This window comes from Lentzea sp. NBRC 105346 (assembly GCF_030269605.1).
GTDB lineage: Bacteria > Actinomycetota > Actinomycetes > Mycobacteriales > Pseudonocardiaceae > Lentzea.
On record NZ_BSTQ01000012.1, the window covers coordinates 156,669 to 172,767 of the forward strand.

18 protein-coding genes are annotated in these 16,099 nt (G+C 69.1%); 11 read left to right on the forward strand and 7 right to left on the reverse strand.

Annotated features, from left to right (window positions below; translation table 11 throughout):
- The first annotated feature begins 203 nt into the window (after nt 1–203).
- The 4 genes from QSK35_RS25105 to QSK35_RS25120 all read left to right on the forward strand — a co-directional run bounded on the left by QSK35_RS25105 (nt 204) and on the right by QSK35_RS25120 (nt 3,340).
- Nucleotides 204–1,247, forward strand: a complete 1,044-nt coding sequence (locus tag QSK35_RS25105; protein ID WP_285749930.1) for a LacI family DNA-binding transcriptional regulator — start codon at nt 204–206, stop codon at nt 1,245–1,247.
- 118 nt (nt 1,248–1,365) lie between these two features.
- On the forward strand, nt 1,366–2,469 hold the full coding sequence (locus tag QSK35_RS25110) for a LacI family DNA-binding transcriptional regulator (RefSeq protein ID WP_285749931.1): 1,104 nt from the start codon (nt 1,366–1,368) through the stop codon (nt 2,467–2,469).
- Between the two features lie 59 nt (nt 2,470–2,528).
- Nucleotides 2,529–2,930 (forward strand): hypothetical protein, encoded by a 402-nt coding sequence (locus QSK35_RS25115; protein ID WP_285749932.1) that lies wholly within the window; start codon nt 2,529–2,531, stop codon nt 2,928–2,930.
- The gene (locus tag QSK35_RS25120; RefSeq protein ID WP_285749933.1) at nt 2,927–3,340 is read left to right on the forward strand and encodes a hypothetical protein; all 414 of its coding nucleotides are present in this window, start codon (nt 2,927–2,929) and stop codon (nt 3,338–3,340) included. The genes QSK35_RS25115 and QSK35_RS25120 overlap by 4 nt, the downstream gene beginning before the upstream one ends.
- Nucleotides 3,341–3,482: 142 nt before the next feature.
- Here QSK35_RS25120 and QSK35_RS25125 read toward each other — a convergent pair whose 3' ends face one another.
- The 4 genes from QSK35_RS25125 to QSK35_RS25140 all read right to left on the reverse strand — a co-directional run bounded on the left by QSK35_RS25125 (nt 3,483) and on the right by QSK35_RS25140 (nt 7,208).
- Nucleotides 3,483–4,361, reverse strand: a complete 879-nt coding sequence (locus tag QSK35_RS25125; protein WP_285749934.1) for an alpha/beta fold hydrolase — start codon at nt 4,359–4,361, stop codon at nt 3,483–3,485.
- Between the two features lie 78 nt (nt 4,362–4,439).
- Nucleotides 4,440–5,957 carry an HD domain-containing phosphohydrolase gene (locus QSK35_RS25130; protein WP_285749935.1) on the reverse strand — a complete coding sequence of 506 codons (1,518 nt, stop codon included), beginning with the start codon at nt 5,955–5,957 and terminating at the stop codon, nt 4,440–4,442.
- On the reverse strand, nt 5,917–6,402 hold the full coding sequence (locus QSK35_RS25135; RefSeq protein WP_285749936.1) for a methyltransferase family protein: 486 nt from the start codon (nt 6,400–6,402) through the stop codon (nt 5,917–5,919). The genes QSK35_RS25130 and QSK35_RS25135 overlap by 41 nt, the downstream gene beginning before the upstream one ends.
- A 137-nt stretch (nt 6,403–6,539) precedes the next feature.
- A complete protein-coding gene (locus QSK35_RS25140; RefSeq protein WP_285749937.1) occupies nt 6,540–7,208 on the reverse strand; it encodes a hypothetical protein in 669 nt (222 codons plus the stop codon).
- Nucleotides 7,209–7,357: 149 nt separating this feature from the next.
- Here QSK35_RS25140 and QSK35_RS25145 point away from each other — a divergent pair, with 149 nt between their 5' ends.
- Nucleotides 7,358–7,870 (forward strand): beta-class carbonic anhydrase, encoded by a 513-nt coding sequence (locus QSK35_RS25145; RefSeq protein WP_285749938.1) that lies wholly within the window; start codon nt 7,358–7,360, stop codon nt 7,868–7,870.
- On the opposite strand, the gene QSK35_RS25150 is transcribed toward QSK35_RS25145, so the two are convergent.
- Nucleotides 7,850–9,049 carry a SagB family peptide dehydrogenase gene (locus tag QSK35_RS25150; RefSeq protein ID WP_285749939.1) on the reverse strand — a complete coding sequence of 400 codons (1,200 nt, stop codon included), beginning with the start codon at nt 9,047–9,049 and terminating at the stop codon, nt 7,850–7,852. The two genes, QSK35_RS25145 and QSK35_RS25150, sit on opposite strands and share 21 nt — an antisense overlap.
- Nucleotides 9,050–9,070: 21 nt before the next feature.
- Between QSK35_RS25150 and QSK35_RS25155 the strand changes: the two genes are divergently transcribed.
- Nucleotides 9,071–9,940: an HhH-GPD family protein gene (locus QSK35_RS25155; protein WP_285749940.1), complete on the forward strand. Its 870-nt coding sequence runs from the start codon at nt 9,071–9,073 to the stop codon at nt 9,938–9,940.
- 1 nt (nt 9,941) lies between these two features.
- Entirely contained in the window at nt 9,942–10,454 is a 513-nt protein-coding gene (locus QSK35_RS25160; protein ID WP_285749941.1) for a 2'-5' RNA ligase family protein, read from the forward strand.
- Here the strand turns inward: QSK35_RS25160 and QSK35_RS25165 are convergent.
- On the reverse strand, nt 10,400–11,149 hold the full coding sequence (locus QSK35_RS25165; RefSeq protein ID WP_285749942.1) for an alpha/beta fold hydrolase: 750 nt from the start codon (nt 11,147–11,149) through the stop codon (nt 10,400–10,402). The genes QSK35_RS25160 and QSK35_RS25165 overlap by 55 nt on opposite strands.
- A gap of 15 nt (nt 11,150–11,164) precedes the next feature.
- Here QSK35_RS25165 and QSK35_RS25170 point away from each other — a divergent pair, with 15 nt between their 5' ends.
- The 3 genes from QSK35_RS25170 (at nt 11,165) to QSK35_RS25180 (ending at nt 14,504) form a co-directional block, all read left to right on the forward strand.
- Complete coding sequence (locus QSK35_RS25170; RefSeq protein ID WP_285749943.1) at nt 11,165–12,607, forward strand: M1 family metallopeptidase; 1,443 nt, start codon at nt 11,165–11,167, stop codon at nt 12,605–12,607.
- A 794-nt stretch (nt 12,608–13,401) separates the two neighbouring features.
- Nucleotides 13,402–13,716, forward strand: coding sequence for an antibiotic biosynthesis monooxygenase family protein (locus QSK35_RS25175; RefSeq protein WP_285749944.1), 315 nt, complete (start codon nt 13,402–13,404; stop codon nt 13,714–13,716).
- Complete coding sequence (locus QSK35_RS25180) at nt 13,713–14,504, forward strand: SIR2 family NAD-dependent protein deacylase (RefSeq protein WP_285749945.1); 792 nt, start codon at nt 13,713–13,715, stop codon at nt 14,502–14,504. Before QSK35_RS25175 ends, QSK35_RS25180 begins: the two co-directional genes overlap by 4 nt.
- Here the strand turns inward: QSK35_RS25180 and QSK35_RS25185 are convergent.
- Nucleotides 14,476–15,363, reverse strand: coding sequence for an endonuclease/exonuclease/phosphatase family protein (locus QSK35_RS25185; RefSeq protein WP_285749946.1), 888 nt, complete (start codon nt 15,361–15,363; stop codon nt 14,476–14,478). The two genes, QSK35_RS25180 and QSK35_RS25185, sit on opposite strands and share 29 nt — an antisense overlap.
- Before the next feature lie 104 nt (nt 15,364–15,467).
- On the opposite strand from QSK35_RS25185, the gene pcp reads away from it, so the two are divergent.
- Complete coding sequence (gene pcp / locus QSK35_RS25190) at nt 15,468–16,094, forward strand: pyroglutamyl-peptidase I (RefSeq protein WP_285749947.1); 627 nt, start codon at nt 15,468–15,470, stop codon at nt 16,092–16,094.
- The last annotated feature ends 5 nt before the right edge of the window (nt 16,095–16,099 follow it).

Below are 16,099 nucleotides of genomic sequence, written 5' to 3' on the forward strand. Positions count from 1 at the left end.
GTTGCTGCCGTTCCCTCCTGCTTGCCTCATCCGCGATGAGGTCCCTGCAAGGATTTGCGAAATGTTGCTGCGGATTTCACTCCCATGAGCATGGTCAGGTCAAGGGGGGCGACCGTAACCAAGCCGTAACGGTGCCGATGCATTGCAAAAACTTGCTGCAAACGGCAGGCTTGCGTCACCACGTTCACTCAAGAGGAGGCGCCGTGCCCGGACTGTCCGAGATCGCCAGGGCAGCCGGCGTGAGCATCTCGACGGTCAGCCGCGTGCTGAACCGGCGCGCCGGGGTCAACGAGGAGACCCGGCAGCGCGTGCTGTCCGTGCTGTCGGAGATGCCCTACAGCCCTCGTGGCCTGGGCGCATTGCAACGCACGGGCGTGATCGGCCTGCTGGTACCCGAGCTCTCGAACCCCGTCTTCCCCGCGTTCGCCGAGGCGCTGGAGACGCGCGCCGCGCGGCTCGGGTACTCGTCGCTGCTGTGCAACACCCGCAGCGGCGCCCCGATGGGCGAGGAGGAGTACGTCCGGATGCTCCTGGCCCGCGGGGTCGAGGGCATGGTGTTCGTGTCACCTGAGATCACCAACGTCGAGGTGCCGCTCGGGCAGGCGCCACGGCCGAGCTACTACGCGAAGCTGCTCGCCGACGGCGTCCACATGGTCTTCCTGAACGGTGCCACGCCCGCGCTCGACGTGCCCGATGTGACGGTGGACGAACAACTCGCGGGCTACACCGCCACCAAACACCTGATCGAACTCGGGCACGAGCGGATCGGCTTCGTCTCCGGTCCGGCACGCTCGCTGCCGTCGCGGCTGAAGCGCGCGGGCTGGGCGGCGGCTCTGGAGGAGCACCACCTGCCCGCCGGGTCCGACCTCGTCGCGCACGCCCCGTTCAGCGCGGAGGGCGGCGGCCAGGCGATGGCGACGCTGTTCGACACCGTCGTCCCGACCGCGGTGATCTGCTCGTCGGACCACATGGCGCTCGGCGTGATGCGCGAGGCACACCAGCGTGGTGTGTCCGTGCCCGGCGACCTGTCGGTCGTGGGGTTCGACGACATCCCCATGGCGTCGTACTGCTCCCCCGCGCTGACCACCCTGGCCCAGCCGATCGAGGAGATGGCGGCGGCCGCGATCGACGAGCTCGTGCTGCGCCTCGATCCGGATCGCCGCAGGCCGGGGACCGACAACTACACCCGCGTGTTCCGGCCGCGCCTCGTCGTTCGTGAGTCCACCTCACCTCCGAAACGAGACTAGTAATGGTCTGGACCATGTTCTTGACACTCCAGAAGTGTCAACCTGCGGCGATGCGTCAATAGAGGGACACGGGTCACCCTCACTTCAGTAATTGGTTCTGAACCGTTACGGTCACTTCATGGCGCGGTCGATGCATGTGCGACGCCCCGCGACGCTGGCCTCTCTGGCCGCTGAGCTGGGTGTTTCCCGGACAACGGTGTCCAACGCCTACAACCGTCCCGACCAGCTCTCGCCAGAGCTGCGTCGCCGGGTGTTGGACACGGCTCGGCGGCTGGGTTATCCCGGCCCGGATCCCGTGGCGAGGTCCTTGCGCACGCGCAAGGCCGGTGCCGTCGGCCTGCTGCTCACCGAGAACCTGTCATACGCGTTCCGTGACCCGGCGGCGATCGGCTTCCTGGAGGGCCTGGCCCTCGCCTGCGAAGACGCCGGGACCGGCTTGCTGCTCGTACCCGCGAACCCGGAGCGCGAGGACGTCGCCTCCGTGCACCGCGCGGGCGTCGACGGATTCGTCGTGTACTCCGTCCCGGACGACGACCCGCACCTCGCGGCGGTGCTCGAGCGCCCCGTGCCGACCGTCGTGTGCGACCAGCCCGACATGGGCACGGTCGACCGCGTCGGCATCGACGACAAGGGCGCCATGTACGGGCTCGCCCAGCACCTGATCTCGTTGGGACACCGCCGGGTCGGCGTGATCTGCATGCGCCTGGCGCGTGACCGCAACGACGGCTTCGTGACGCCGGAACGCCAGCACGCCGCGCACTTCCACGTGCAGCGCAACCGCCTGTCCGGCCTGGCCGAGGCGTTCAGCGAGGCGGGCGTCGACTGGTCGCGCATCCCGGTCGTAGAACGGTTCGACCACAACATCGCCTCCGGCGAGTCCGCCGCGGCGCAGGTGCTCGACGCGGACCCGCAGATCACCGCGTTGATCTGCTGCTCGGACATCCTCGCCCTGGGCGCCATGCAGGAGGCCGCGCGCCGCGGCCTGCGCGTGCCGCACGACCTCACGATCACCGGCTTCGACGGCATCCGGGAGGCCGAGCAGGCGGGTCTCACGACCGTGCGCCAGCCCGTCCTGGAGAAGGGCCGCGCGGCCGGGAAGCTGCTGCTCGACACCAACGAGCGGGCGCGTCCGCGGTCGGTCAACCTGTCCACCGAGCTGATCATCGGCAAGACGTCGGCCGCCCCGCGCGGTGCGTCCGAAGAGCGCTGGTTTGGCCCCTGATCTCGACTTCTTCGCCGACCTGCTGACGCGCGGAACGGTGCTCGGACTCGACCACGTTGGTGGATGTCGAGGCCGCGTTCGGGTCCGGCCACACGTGGCCGGCGCCGTCCGGCTCGCTCACCGACACCGGTCTAGTCGAGTTCGGCTGGTGGGACGGCCAGGTGACCTACTTCGGCGCGCAGACGCACCGGCTGCGGTTCCTGCGGGGTAACGCCGGCCGGGCGCTGGTCAGCCGGTATGGCCGGTTCCGCAAGCGGTTGCTGCTACGCGATCTCGACCTCGCCGTGCGCGCCCGCGGGTTCCAGCTCGAACCGCGAGGTTCCGTGAACGACGGATACGCGGAGTACTGGCAACCGTCGACGGGCATGGGCGTGATCGCGGCGACCGATCCCGAGGTCGCATCGCCCGGCACGGTGCTCAAGATGCTGGGGCCGACCTGGCGGACGCCAGGCATCTGGTGAGCCTGTCCGAAGTGGACGGCGCCGCCTGGGCCGACCGGCGCGCCGGTGACCGGTCCTGGTGGAACGCGCTGATCACGGAGGCCCGGAAGCGCGCCGATCGGCCGGAGTTGGTCTTGGTGCTGGAGCGGTTGGCGTACGAGCGCCTCGGGGATCCGGTGCCGCTGGCACGTGCTCTCGCGGAGGCGGAGTCCGAACCCGACTCGGTGCTGCGGGTGTGGCTGGCCTCGGCCGCTGCCGCGCTCGACACCGTCCGAACCCTGAACCCGCGGGCCACCGAGGAGGTGCGGGTGGTGCGACGGCTGCGCAACGAGATCCACCAGCTCACACCGTGCCTGCCGCACGTGCGGTCGGCGTCCGTGGCGGACGAACTGCGGGCGTGGATCGCGCTGCGTCCCTCGCTGCTCAGCTGAACTCCGGCCCGTTCACGCCGCCACACCCCCGGAACTATCAGTGGCGGACGAGCTGCCGGCGTGGACCGCGCTCAGCCCCTCGCCGCTCAGCTGAAACCCGGCCCGTCAACGGCCCGTTCACGCCGTCACACCCCCGGAACTGTCAGACCCCGGTGGGAGAATTGAAATCGGGGGTCCCCCTGAGGCCGGGGACGCCCGCGAAAGCGCGGAACGCGGCCAGGAACGCCTCGGGCTGCTCGAGCCCAGGGTCGTCACGAGCGTCCTCGATCACGTGCAGCGGCCACCCGAACCGGGCGCTGGCCGCCTCCGCCACGCGCAGCGGCATCCCCACGTCGTGCCGTCCCCAGATCAACGCCGTCGGCACGGTGATCCGGTCGAGGGCCTCCGGCGGGATCGGCGCGGACATCCAGGAGCCGAGCCGGCGCATGGCCGTCCGGAACGACGGGGTCCGGAACAGGTCCAGCGCGTAGGCGGCCAGCGCGTCGTAGGACTCGCCCATGTCGGCCCGCACACGGTCGGCGTCGGTGTAGCAGTACTTCCGGAAGCTCTTGTCCAGCCTGCGTTCCGTCGGCCGCAGCATGACCCCGGCAAAGCTCACGATCATGCCGAGCGGTGGCCGGAACGGCGCCAGCCCGTGTGAGTCCACCAGCACGAGCCGGTCCACCTCGTGGTCGATGGCGTAGCGGGCCGCGAGGGCACCGGCCGGCCCCTTGCCCACGAGGATCGGGGCGCTGTCGCAGGTCTGGCCGATGAGGTCGGCGAGCCAGGCGAGCACGCGGTCCGCGTCGAAGCGGCCGTCGGACACCGACGCACCCAGTCCGGGCAGGTCGGCCGCGATCACGCGATGGGTCGTCACGAGGTCCGGGACCACCCGCATCCAGACCGCGCGGAACTCGGGTTGCAACAGGACGACCGGCCGGCCCGCGCCGCCCTCGATGATCGCGGTGGACAACCCGTCCACGTCCAGCTTTCGCTCGGTGACGGGCAAACCCGCGACGAGCGAGGAGTGAGTACTCGACATGATCGCCTCCTGCGTCGAGCCGTTCGGACGACTTCGACGCTAGGAGCGGGCATCGCCCGCGCCCATCGGGAGTTCTCCCTACTCCACGAGTCCGTGCTGCATGGCGAACAACGCGGCGCCGGCTCGGGTGCTGACGCCGATCTTCCGGTAGGCGTTCTGGATGTGGTGGTCGGCCGTCTTGACCGAGATCCGCAGGACACGAGCGACCTGCTTGGTCTGCATGCCGCGGGCGAGCAGGCCCACGACCTCGGTCTCGCGGGCCGTCAGCCCGGCCGGCCGTTCGATGTGCGGCGCACGGTGACCGGCCGCCGCGAGCACGGCGCCGACCGCGTCGGGATCCAGTCGCCCCGCCCGAACTTGTTCGCAGACGGTGTCGGCGGCCTGTGCCTGCGACATCGCCGCGCGATGCGGCCGTGGCTCGGTCATGGCGTGGTAGGCGTCGGCGGCCGCGAGCAGCCGGCCCGGCATGCCGAGCACCGAGGTGCCGCGGTGGTAGCCGGAGCCGTCCAGACGTTCGTGGTGGAACGCCGCGATCGGCGCGAGGGAGGCGAGGAACGGTGACCGGGTCAGCACGCGTTCGGTGTGATAGGCGTGCAGCCTGACGCGCTCCCAGTCGTCGGGCGAGAGCGGCCCGGCGTGCTGCCACACGCGGACCGGAACAGCGACGCGGCCCACGTCGTGCACGAGTGCCGCGCGCCGCAACGCGACGACCTCTCCGGCGCCGAGTCCGCACCGCCGACCGGCGTCCGCGGCCAGCGCGGCGACACCGGCCGAGTGACCGACCAGGTAGGGCGAGGCCAGGTCGGCGAAGTCGCCGATCGCGCTCACCGCGAGGTCGATCGCGTCCGATTCGAGCACGAGGTGCGGCCGTGGCTCGCTCGCCAGGGTCTCCGCCCACACCGACGTGTTCGGATCGATCTCCAGGATCTTGTCGACGTGCTCCGCGACGTCCGGGTCGAACGCACCGCCCGCCCGGCTGCGCACCACCTGGGCGGCGACCTCGTCACCCCCGAACGCCTGCTGGATGGCCGCGTCGCACGCGACCTGGGCGATCCGCATCGGCAACGGGATGTCCTCCCCCATGCGGTCCCAGCGGTCGTCGGCGTGGGCGAAGAGGTCGGACACCGCGGCCGGGAGACCGAGCCGGGCGGTCAGCATCCGCGCGGCGTCGCAGTCCGCGGCGACGATCTCCGGGAACGCGCGCGCCAGCCGGTACAGGCCGTGAGTGGCCCGCATCGCGCGCAGCACGGGGGAACTGCCTGGTGGCGCCACCGCACGGGCCATTCCCCCGAGCTGGTCGAGCCGACTGCCGTACCTCGACGTGGTCGCGTACCTCGGGAACGCGTCGCCGTCGGCGAAGACCTCTGACCCGATCATCGCGTTCGCGGTGCACCCGACGTAGAACAGCAGCGACGAGTAGAAGGCCTGCACGGCGGTGTCCCGGCCGGTGCCCAGGACGTCGCACAGCCGCATCGCCATCAACGTGCCGCGCAGCCCGTTCTCGAGCGGCACCTCCATGCCCAGATCCGACGCGAGGGACAGCGCCGCGACGACATCAGCCGTGCGGACCCCGTCTTGCCCTGACGGGCCGAGCATCCGTCCACGGTACCCGCAGGTAGCGCGGCACAAGCGCCCGATATTCGGCGAACTCCGAACCGAACTCCGCCGCGAGCCGCCGCTCCTCGCGCCTGATCTCCCAGTGGATCCGGGCCACGGCGGCGGGCAGGGTCAGCGCGGTCCACGCCGACCGCATCCCGACCCCGGCACCGAGGTGCAGCAGGCCCCACGCCACGTACATCGGATTCCGGCTCACCGCGTACGGCCCCGTGGTCACCAGGCTGCCGGGCTGTTCCAGATCCACCTGCCCGGCGGCCGCAATGGACCGTCCGATCAGGACTGTCGCGACGCCGGCCATCACCGCACCCGCGACGCGGCTCCCCGGACAACGCTTGGGCCGCAACCGATGCAGTGCGACCAGGGCCGCGATCCCGAGCAGGTGCGCCTCGGGCAACGGCACGTTGCGCAGGCGTGCGGCTCTCATCGCCACTCCCCGGTCGTGAACCGGCCACTCCCAGGCGCGAACGGCCCGTTCACGCCGTCACACACCCGGAATTGTCAGACCCAAGTGGGAGAATTGAAACCGGGGGTCCCCCAGCGCCGGGGACGCCCGCGAAAGCGTCAGTTCGTGAGGCGGAACGGCACGGGCGGGCTCGTCCGCGGTCCCAGCTTCGCGACCAGCAGGTAGTCGCCGGGCCCGAGCCGCACGTGCTTCGCGCACCCCGGCTCCGACGTGGACCCGAGCCACTTGGTCCCGAAGTCGAACTTCTCGCCGGGCTGCAGGATCCGCACCTCGTCCCCGGCGGTGGCCAGGCAGTGGTTGCTCGACCACAACGCGGTCGCCCCGTCCGCCGACATCACGACCAGCTCGCGCAGGTGCCGCCCGATGTCCCGGATGCAGGGCACCTTGCCGGTGTTCGAGATGGCCATCGACAGCCCGATCTGCGAACCGACCGCGAACGAGGGCGCCGCTGGTACCGCGGTGACACCCATCACGTCGTCGGGGCACGGCTGCGGCGGACCAGGGGGCGGAGGTGGTGGCGGTGGAGGCGTCGTGGGCGTCGGCGACGGCGTCGCGGTGGACGACGAGGTCGGCGGGGGCGTGGTGAAGGTGGACGGCGGCGTGGACGCCGCGGCCACCGGAGTCGACTGCGCGACGGGGTCATCGTCGCTGATCAGAGCACCGACGAGCCACACGACCGCGATCAGCGCGACCACGGCGACGACGATGGCGGCAACGCGCCTTCGCCAGTACACCGCGGACGGCAGGGGGCCGTTGGGCTCGATCACGAGGCGAACGTATAGCCACCGACCGGAATTGAGCGGTAGCCCAGCGTAACTCGATTCGGTGAACGTGATATTGACCCGAAACCCCTTGTCACCGCAGGTGTGGGTACCCGTTAATCAAGTAGGGGTCCGTCTTAGGCCATGGAGGTGTCATGACCGCGATCGACGAACTGCTCCGCCGGAACTACGAACTTGGAAACGTGGTTCCCGGAGACCGCTCATCTGCGAAGCCGTCTCTGCACGTGGCGATCCTGACGTGCATGGACTCGCGCATCCGCGTGTTCGAGATCTTCGGCCTCAAGCAGGGCGAGGCGCACGTGCTGCGCAACGCGGGCGGCGTCGTGACGGACGACATGATCCGCAGCCTCGCGCTGAGCCAGCGCAAGCTCGACACCCGCGAGATCCTGCTGGTCCACCACACCAACTGCGGCCTCGAGATGGTCACCGAGGACGGCTTCAAGGACGAGCTCGAAGAGGACACCGGCCTGCGGCCCACCTGGTCCGTCGAGGCCTTCAAGGTCGTCGAGAACAGCGTCCGCGCCTCGATGGCCCGCATCAAGCACAGCGCGTTCATCCCGTACACCGACAAGGTGCGCGGCTTCGTCTACGACGTGCACACCGGTGAGCTGCGCGAGGTCGAGGCGTTAGACGCCAAGGCTGCCTAGGGCGAACTCGCCGACCGTCGACTCCTCGGTGAACGGAACACCGAGGAGTCGTTCTGTTCCGGCGATGTCCCCCGAACCCAGCGCGCACGCGGCCAGTCCCATCGAGGCCGCCACCAGGTAGAGCGTCTGACACAGCACGCCCACGTTGCGCAGGGTCAGCGCGTACGCGATCGACGTGTACTTCCAGCTGACCCGGCCGAACCGCGACGTGATCACCACGAGCACGTCCGGCGGCGAGTCGAAGTCGGCGGGCCTGCGGGCCAGCTCGCCGAGCTCTTCGCGCACCAGCCGCAACGCGTGGGCCAGCGGGTCGTAGTGGTAGACGCCGGTGTCCAGCCCCCGGCACCGGCGCACCGCCAGGTACAGCTCCAGGTCGTACGACGCGCCCGCGGACGGGTACGGCCGCCTGCCGTCCTTGATCCGCGCGGCGTGGTGCAGCAGTCCGCCCAGCTCCTCGACGGTCATCCCCTCCGGCCCGTACGACCGCGTTGACCTGCGCCTTTCGAGCACGGTCGTGAACGGCACGTCGACCGCGGCCGGTGTTGCCAGCGGAATCGGTTCGCCCGCCACAGTTTTGAACCGGGGCGGCTCCTCGCCGCGGTACTGGGCACCGACCGGCTGGTCGTGCCGCCCCGCGCGGCTGCGGGTGTGGAAGAGCAGGTCGTGGAAGTCCCACGTCGAAAGGTCTTCGACATTGCCGACCAGTCCGGCCGAAACCAGCTCCCTCACCACCTGCCGTTCGACATTGTCGAACGAAGACAACGTTTTGGGCTGCACAAGCGCGGTGACCGTTCGACCGAGCTCCGGTGACAGCTCCGCCCGATACAGCGACAGCGGCGACTCGAGCACCAGCACGCCGTCGTCGTTGCGGAGCAGTGCGAACCGGGACAGCTTGATCGGCATGTCGTCGGCGCACGGCTCGACCGGCGCGGCGTCGATGCCGAGCGGTACGAGCCGCAGCACGTCACCGACGTGATGGACGACGAGGAACGGGAACGTGGCGAGGAACCGCAGCGTCTCGGCGTCCAGCGTCGCCGGATCGACCGGCTCCTCGGTCAGCCGGCGCAACCGGCTGAAGTCGCCCTGGATCGCGTGCACACCCCAGGGATGCCCGACGAGCGTCTTGCCGCCGGGGCCCGCGGCGAACCGCGTCCGGGGATGCAGGCTGATCGAATTCATGGTGGGCCACAATGTCCCACGATGAGCGTCGACAGCGAACTTCTCCTCGACTGGTGGGACCGGACCGCGCGCGATCTGCCCTGGCGCAGGCCGGAGTGCACCGCGTGGGGCGTGCTGGTCAGCGAGATCATGCTGCAGCAGACGCCGGTCTCACGCGTAGAGCCGATCTGGCATGAGTGGCTGGCCCGCTGGCCGGTGCCGAGCGCCATGGCGGCCGCCTCCCAGGGCGAGGTGCTGCGCGCGTGGGGCAAGCTCGGCTACCCGCGCCGCGCGCTGCGGCTGCACGAGGCCGCGACCGCCATCGCCCGCGACCACGGCGACATCGTGCCGTCGGACATCGAGACGCTGGAAAGCCTGCCCGGCATTGGTTCCTACACCGCGCGTGCCGTAGCCGCGTTCGCGTACGGCCAACGTTGCGCGGTAGTGGACACCAACGTCCGCCGTGTGGTCGCGCGAGCCGTGCACGGCGCCGGCGACGCCGGTCCGCCGTCCACCAAACGCGATCTGGCCGACGTCGAGGCGCTGCTTCCGGCAGACAATGCCGCGGTGTTCTCGGCGGCGTTGATGGAGCTGGGTGCGTTGGTGTGCACCGCGAAGGGCCAGCGCTGCGCGGACTGCCCGATCTACTCGGAGTGCGCCTGGCAACGCAACGGCCGTCCCGCGTACAACGGCCCGGCGAAGAAGGTGCAGCAGTTCGCGGGCACCGACCGCCAGGTGCGCGGCCTGCTGCTGGACGTGCTGCGCGGCACGTCTGCCCCGGTGCCCAAGGCCCAGCTCGACGTCGTCTGGCCGGACGTCACGCAACGCGAGAAGTGCCTGGACTCGCTGCTCCAGGACGGTTTGGTCGAGCAGACGGCAAGCGGCGAGTTCGCCCTGCCAGGGGAGCACTGACATGCAGGCACTGGTCGCCTTCTTCGACGACGAGGCCGACGCCGCAGTCCGCGAGCTGTGGCAACGACTCGGCACGACGTACGAGTTCCCGCCGCACGTCACCTACGCCGTCGCGTCGACCATCGGCCCGAAGGCCCGCAAGGAGCTGCGCGAGGACCTGTCGCGCCTGTGGGTGCCGGACATGTGGCTGCACAACCTGGGCGTCTTCTCCGCGTCCGACAACGTCCTGTACCTGGGCGCGGTAGTGGACGCCGAACTGCTGGCCGTGCACTCCGCGATCCACGACGTGCTGGCGGGCAAGGTCCGCAACCCGAGCGCGTACTACCTGCCGGGCAGCTGGATCCCGCACTGCACCTTGGCCGATAACGTGTCCGACGACGAGATGAAGTCGTTGTTCGCCAAGGCTTTCCCGGTGTCACCAATCCGCGTGCGAGTGCGCGAGGTGTCCGTTGTGGACACTCAGACGGGCGAGATCGACACGCTGGTCAGGAAGGCCTCGACCGCACCCCGATAAACCTCGGGCGCGTCGTCGTGCACGACGTGCCCAGCCTCAGGCACCAGCAGGTACGTCCCACCGCCACGCCGCGCGACCTCCCGCATCTGCCCTTCGCGCATCCCACCCTTACCGGCCTCGATAACGAGCATCGGACACCTGATGGCGTCGACAAACCCCCCGTAGTCGCGCTCCCCCCACTCGCCGGCGATCGCGTAGAGGTCGTCGATGTCGGCGATAAGGTGCCACCCGTCCACCCGTTCCTCGAAGTACTCCACGGCGTGCTCGCTCCCGAAGAACGCCTTGATGTGCCGAGGCGACTCGAACGGCCGTGGCCAGGCGTCGAAGTACCACTTCCAGTCGTCGACCGACTTTCCGCGGTTGTCCGGCACGACGTCCTCGACCACAATCGCGCGAACCAGGTCCGGACGGGTAGCCGCGAGCCCCCAGGCGTGCAACCCACCCATGGAGTGCCCGATGACGATCGCCGGTCCGAGGTCCAGGGTTTCGATCGCCTCAGCGGCGTCCTGGACGAAGTCCTCGGTCCGCCACGGCCCCCGCTGCGGGTTACGCCCGTGCCCACGTGCGTCAATCCCGACGACGCGCCCGTACGGCCGCAACCACTGCGCGACCGTCCACCAAGTAGTCGCCCTGCTCATCAACCCGTGCAGCAGCAGGATGCCTTGACCCGTTCCGCCGAACTCGACCGCGTCCACAGGGATGATTAGTACATGAACGCACGCCGCTACCTGTTCGTCCTCGTGCTCGTGGTGTTCGTAGCGGGCCTAGTGGTGGTGGCGCGCATCCCGAAGGCGACACCCCCACCGCCCACGACAGCCCCGCAAGTTGCGGTCGAGGCAGGCGCCGGAGCGGGTGACCCGTACTACCCGGCGGACGGCAACAGCGGCTATGACGTCACCAACTACGACCTGTCGATCAGCTACGACCCGTCCAAGAAGCACCTGGACGGCACGGCCCGCATCACGGCCACAGCCGCCCAGGACCTCTCCCGGTTCAACCTGGACCTACTGGGCTTGAAGGTCACGTCGGTCCAGGTGGGCGACCAGCCCGCCAGGTTCGCCCAGGAGGGCGACCACGAGCTGGTGATCACCCCGGCCACCGCCTTGGCGTCCGGCAAGCCGTTCACCACAACCGTCGTCTACAACGGCAACCCCCAACTGGTCAGCGACGACTCGCTGGGCCGCAGCGGCTGGCAGGTCTCAACAACAGGCGGCGCCTTCGCAGCAGGCGAACCCCACTCGGCGACCACCTGGTTCCCGGCAAACGACACCCCCCGCGACAAGGCGACGCTGAAGCTGACGGCCCGAGTCCCCGACGGCTGGTCAGTGATCGCCAACGGCGTCGAGGGCCCCGTGTCCCGCGCCGACGGCTGGACCACGTTCACCTGGACCGAGGACACCCCACTGGCGACCTACGTCTCGACGGTAGCCATCGACAAGTGGACCGTGGTGCGCTCAACCCTCCCGGACGGCAAGCCGGTGGTGGACGCCTACGCCCCAGGCACCGAGGACAAGAAGTCACTGGAACAACGCCTACCCGAGGTCATCTCGGTGCTGACGCCGTACTTCGGCCCGTACCCCCAACGTGCAGCGGGCGGCATCTTCGTAGCCGACCGCATCGGCTTCTCCCTGGAAACCCAGACGCGTCCCGTCTACGCGGCGTGGGCCGACCTGGAGACGATCGTCCACGAGAACGCCCACCAGTGGTTCGGCGACTCGGTGTCGATCACTACCTGGGCCGACATCTGCCTCAACGAATGCCTGGCGAGCTACTCGCAATGGCTGTGGGCCGAACACGAGGGCCAGAATCTGGACGACCGGTACCGCACCCGCATCCAGGAACTGAAGGGCGAGACGTCCTTCTGGGCGGCCAAGCTCTACGACATGGGCAAGGGCAACGAGTTCAAGGGCGTCTACACCAAGGGCCTGCTGGCCATGCACGCCCTGCGCAAGCAGGTGGGCGACCAGGTGTTCAAGCAGGCGCTGCAGTCGTGGGTCAGCACGCACCGAGACGGCAACGCGACGTGGCCGGAGTTCGAGAGCCACTTCAAGAAGGCTTCGGGCCAGCAGCTTGATGCCTTCTTCCAGGCGTGGTTCCGCGACACGAAGCTCCCAGCCGACGAGCACCTATACCCAGGCAACCTACGCCGCTAAGCCCACCCCACACGACGCGCGAAGCGCGAGCCACGGGACCAAGACCACGACGGGACCGGCAGACACAACGACGCGCGCAGCGCGCAAACCACCAGGTGGTGGGCCCCTCCCGTCGCATCGCAGGCGAAGCCCTGCCGCATCCGAGACCCCAGGTCAAGCACGCTTTTCGCTTGACCTGGGGTCTCGGATGTGGCTGCCTCAGGTGCGATGCGACGGGAGGGGCCCACCACCATCAAGGCGACCCACTACGAAACGAAACCACCCAAGGGCCCCTCTTTGAGCTGAGCCGGGGTCCGGGGCGGAGCCCCGCGCAGGAAACGCACCACGCACGAAACCGGCAGCCAAGAAAAGTCAGCGCGTCGCACTAACAACCCACCACGCAAACCGCCGCGTCAACACAAACCGGCAGCCAGGAAAAGGCGACCACGCACGAAACCGGCAGGCGGGGCCGAGAGGCGGAGGCAGGAGGGGGGGCGGCGAGAGGCGGAAGGCGGCAGCCAAACAAGGGCCAGCCAAGGGTCCCCCCGCGCGAAGCACCCCTTGCAAATATCCAAGCACGCAACACCGACAAGATCAGGAACGGCGGCGGGCGCAAAGACCGGCGGCCAAGGCAAAGACCGGCGGCCGAGGCAGAGACCGGCGGCCGAGGCAGAGGCCGGAGACGGAGCCCGAGAGCGAACCAACAGCCAGCCCCCAGCCCCCCACCCCGCCTGAACAGCCAGCCCCCAGCCCCCACCCCGCCTGAGACGCAGCGCACGAGCGCCCTCCCACACCAACGCGCTAACGTCGAGGCCATGCCAGTAGTGAAGATCAACGCGATCAGGGTCCCCGAGGGCAACGGCCCCGAGCTGGAGAAGCGCTTCGCCGCCCGCCTGGGCGCAGTGGACAACTCCCCAGGTTTCCTGGGCTTCGAACTCCTCCGCCCAATCGCCGGCGACGACCGCTACTTCGTAGTAACGCACTGGGAAACCGACGAGGACTTCAACAACTGGCGCGAGGGCAGCGCCGGCGAACGAGCCCACGCCGGAGAACGAGCCAAGCTGGTAGCTACCGGCGCGGACCTGCTCGAGTTCGAGGTGGTCCTGAGCAGCAAGCCAAACAGCAAGTGATCGAGAGAGCCGCCGAACTCCTAGCCACCGCGGACGCACTACTGATCTGCGCAGGCGCGGGCATGGGGGTCGACTCAGGCCTCCCAGACTTCCGAGGCGACCAGGGCTTCTGGGAGGCCTACCCACCGTACGAACGCCTGGGCCTGAAGTTCGTGGAACTAGCCGACCCAGCCCACTTCGCGGACGACCCGGAACTGGCGTGGGGCTTCTACGGCCACCGTCTGCACCTGTACCGCGACACCACCCCACACGAGGGCTTCCAAATCCTCAAACGGTGGGGCAGGGAACAACGAGTCTTCACGTCCAATGTAGACGGACAGTTCCAGAAGGCGAACTTCCAGCACACAGCCGAAGTGCACGGCTCAATCCACCACCTCCAGTGCGTAGAACCGTGCACGGACGACATCTGGGAATGCCAAGAAACCATCGAGGTAGACCCAGAGACCATGCGCGCCACGAGCGACCTCCCCAAGTGCCGCAACTGCGGCGGCCTGGCCCGCCCCAACATCCTGATGTTCGGCGACTGGACCTGGGTCCCGGACCGCTCGCAGCGACAACTGGACGAGCTGACCAAGTGGCGGAGGGAACAACGCAACCTGGTCGTCGTGGAAATCGGCGCAGGCCAAGCCGTTCCCACCGTCCGCCGTCAGGCCGAACTGGCCAGCGCAGCGTCCGGAGCACTGATCCGGATCAACCCCCGAGAGCCGGAAATCCGCCACGGCCGCGGAGTAGCGCTACCCATGGGCGCGCTGGAAGCACTCACGGCGCTGGCACAACGAACTGCGTGATCACCGCCCGGTGATCCGTACCGGGAATGTCGACGACATCCACGGTATCCACCGGGCAACGCCCGTCGACCAGCACGTGATCCAGCGTCACGGGCGGCGGCCAGAACGAGATCTGCGCGGGCCACGTGTGCACCAGCCCGGCCCCGACCTGGTCGGCAGCGTCCACGTAGCCGGCGTTCAGCAGCCGCCGCAACGCCACGTGGTCCAGGGTCGCGTTGAAGTCACCGGCCAGCACCCGCACCGGCCCCTTCAGGTCGCGCGGCGGCAACCCGGCGAGCTCGCGCTGCCAAGGCTCCGGCCCGACGGCCTCAACGGGCGGCAACGGATGCACGGACACCACCTCGATGTCGGTCCCCGGCACGTCGACGAGCGCTCCAGCCTGCCGCAGAGTGCTGGGCCCGGTCAGGTTCCGCGGCTGCATCGGATACCGCGAGGCGATGCCGGACCCGGAACCACCCGGTTCGGCCAGGAACACGCGGTTGGGCAGCAGCGAACCGAGTCCGGCCCGGTCCAGGTCGGCGACCATCTCGGGCGTCAGCTCCTGCAACGTCAGCACGTCGATCCGCCGCGACCGGACCACGTCGACGATCACGGAAGCGTCCGCGATTCCTCCGAGCGTGTTCGACGTCATTACGCGCAGCTCGGTGCCGACGCCGTTCGGACGCGAGTCGGGGAACGCACGCGGGGCGACGTTCGCCAGCAGCACGATCGAGACCAGCAGGACGATCGAGCCGACGACCCATCTGCGCAGGGACATCGCGATGACGCCGAGGAGTAGGCCGGCCACCGTGATGTACGGGACGAGCGCGACGGTCGCCAGCATGTGCCGCGTGCCGTCGATGCCGATCAGTCTGAGCACGGCCACTACCACGACCGCAATCGCACCGACTACCAGCACGAACGTCGTGATTCCGCCCCCAGAACGCTTTACGTGGGTATCCACCACACATCTAGTCTGCCCGAGTGGTCACACTGCTCACGGGCTTCGAACCCTTCGGCGGCTCGCTCACCAACCCGTCCTGGGACGCGGTGCGGGAGCTGGCGACGCGCCGTGAAATCGCAACAGCCCTGCTCCCGTGCGCTTTCGACAGCTCGTTAGCCACGCTGCAGGCGGCCATCGCCGAGCACGAACCCGAAGTTGTCATATGCGTCGGGCAGGCCGGTGGCCGGGCGGGCGTGACGCCGGAGCGCATCGCGGTCAACATTCGCGACGCCCGCATCCCGGACAACGCGGGTGACCAGCCCATCGACGTTCCCGTCGTCGAGTCGGGGCCGGCCGCGTACTTCACCACGCTGCCGATCAAGGCCGGTGTGCAGCGGATCCTGCGGGCGGGTATCGCGGCCGAGGTGTCGCACACGGCCGGGACGTACGTGTGCAACAACGTCTTCTACGGCCTGATGCACCTGATCGCCACGGAACTGCCGAACGTGCGCGGCGGCTTCGTGCACGTACCGTTCTCACCCGAGCAGGGCTACGACGACAAGCCCTCGATGCCGGTGGCGACCATCGCCACGGCGCTGGGCCTGCTGGTGGATACCTGCCACGACACGAAGCAGGACCTGGTCATCAGCACCGGAACACTGCACTAGAACGC